Annotated in this window: 3 protein-coding genes; 1 reads left to right on the plus strand and 2 read right to left on the minus strand. The window is 58.7% G+C overall.

Annotated features, from left to right (window positions below):
• Nucleotides 1–187: 187 nt before the first annotated feature.
• Both NKG60_RS32100 and ykgO read right to left on the minus strand, forming a co-directional pair.
• A complete protein-coding gene (locus tag NKG60_RS32100; RefSeq protein ID WP_352671804.1) occupies nt 188–787 on the minus strand; it encodes a tetratricopeptide repeat protein in 600 nt (199 codons plus the stop codon).
• 95 nt (nt 788–882) lie between these two features.
• On the minus strand, nt 883–1,008 hold the full coding sequence (gene ykgO / locus NKG60_RS32105) for a type B 50S ribosomal protein L36 (protein ID WP_006327841.1): 126 nt from the start codon (nt 1,006–1,008) through the stop codon (nt 883–885).
• A 230-nt stretch (nt 1,009–1,238) separates the two neighbouring features.
• Here ykgO and NKG60_RS32110 point away from each other — a divergent pair, with 230 nt between their 5' ends.
• Nucleotides 1,239–1,661: a lysozyme inhibitor LprI family protein gene (locus NKG60_RS32110; RefSeq protein WP_352671802.1), complete on the plus strand. Its 423-nt coding sequence runs from the start codon at nt 1,239–1,241 to the stop codon at nt 1,659–1,661.
• Nucleotides 1,662–1,839 lie beyond the last annotated feature (178 nt).

Raw genomic sequence — 1,839 nt, forward strand, 5'->3', positions numbered from 1 at the left:
GTAGGGGAGTAGGGGAGTAGGGGAGTAGGGGAGTAGGGGAGTAGGGGAGTAGGGGAGTAGGGGAGTAGGGGAGTAGGGGAGTAGGGGCATGTGTTCCAGAGTGCGTTCCACAATGCAATCTGCACCACTCACATACTGCCTTACTCCCTTATTCCCCTACTCCCCTACCCCTACTCCTTTACTGGTCTCAAATGCCTTCGCCGGCAAGCTCCTCGGAAAGTGCGCCGACCTGGTCCTGGGCGCTGCGCATCATTGGATAGATGCCGAGAACACGCTGCCAGGCTTCGAGCGCCGACTGCTTGTGGCCGGTTTCGGCCATGATCTGGGCCAGGCCCGAAAGCGCGCCGAAATGGCGAGGTTCGAGCTGCAGGGTGCGGTCGATGTCCGCCATCGACTTCCCGTAGTTCTTCATCATGAAATGAACAGTGGCGCGCCGGTTCCAGCCTTCCGCATAGGTCGGCTGCAAAGTCACCACCTGATCGAGGAAATCGAGCGCGACATCGAATTTCTGGTTTTCGATTGCCTTCTGCGACCATTGCATCATCAGGTCGATCGAGGCGCTGCCCGACTGGGACCACTCGTTCCCAATGCGCCCGGCGATGCGCTCGGCCGCCTTTTCATTGCGTTCGCGCTTGAGATCGGCAAACAGCTGATCGAGCCGCGCCTGTTTCGTCTTGACGACCGGAGGTGCTGTCGGCGGAGTTGTAGTCGGATCTTCAGCCCAGGCCGGCAGCGAGACAGCGCCGGAAACGAGGAAAGCCGTGAAAAATGCAAAAAGAATCCGCATCGCGGGAATCTAGCCCCCGACGCCGGATCGTCAAACTGAATTTAGCGTGAGAGGCGTATCATGCGAACGGAGGCGCGCAGCCTCCGGTCGAAAACTCAACCCTGGCGCGCCTTGTAGCGCGGAGCGGTCTTGTTGATGATGTAGACGCGGCCCTTGCGACGAACCAGCTGGTTGTCACGGTGACGCGCCTTCAACGCCTTGAGCGAATTCTTGATCTTCATGGTCTTGCCCGTCGGTCTGGGCCCTGTCCCGGGCCGAATTATTAAGGCGCGCCCACCGACGCGCCTTTGAACTGTGCGAGGCTCATAGACGAGGAGCGTTGCCCGTGTCAACCGCAAGCGCGTTACCTAAACGATACGGACCGTTTCGTATCATCAAATATCCGCCACTGGCGCCTTGCGGCGCGTGATTGAACCGGCTGGAATGATGCGGTTGCGAATTGGAGATCATCATGCGCCGAATTCTTGTGTCCGCCTGTCTTGTCGTCCTCGCGGCAGGCTCTGTTGCTTATGCGCAGGAATGCGACCGCAACGACGACAGCCAGCAGATGATGAACATCTGCGCCGACGCGGACACCAAATCCGCCGACGCCAAGCTCAACAAGGCCTACCAGGATCTCATCGGCGGAGGCGATGCAAAAGCCAGGAAGCTGTTGCAGACGGCGCAGCGCGCGTGGATCGCATTTCGCGACGCGGAATGCAGCTATTCCGCCGCGGACAGCGAAGGCGGCTCGATCTATCCGATGCTGATATCGGAATGCCTGACACGGCTGACCGACGACCGCACCAAGCAGCTCACTGCCGATTCGACCTGCGCGGAAGGCAATGTAAGCTGCGCCAGCCCCGACGAGGACGAGAGCGACGACATCCAGTAAGCGTACGTTCTAACTTTTTGTTTGAGCATGATCTTTTCCGAAAACCGGATTCCACTTTTCGCTAACGCGGACCTTCGGTTCGGGATCACGCTCTAGATGTTTGATCCCAGGCTTTGATGGTTCATCATTGTCGTCCGAATCAAAGGATGCACTATGGGCCAGGTTCTGCATGGGAGCG

It is taken from the genome of Mesorhizobium sp. M1428 (assembly GCF_040317515.1).
Classification (GTDB): Bacteria; Pseudomonadota; Alphaproteobacteria; order Rhizobiales; family Rhizobiaceae; genus Mesorhizobium.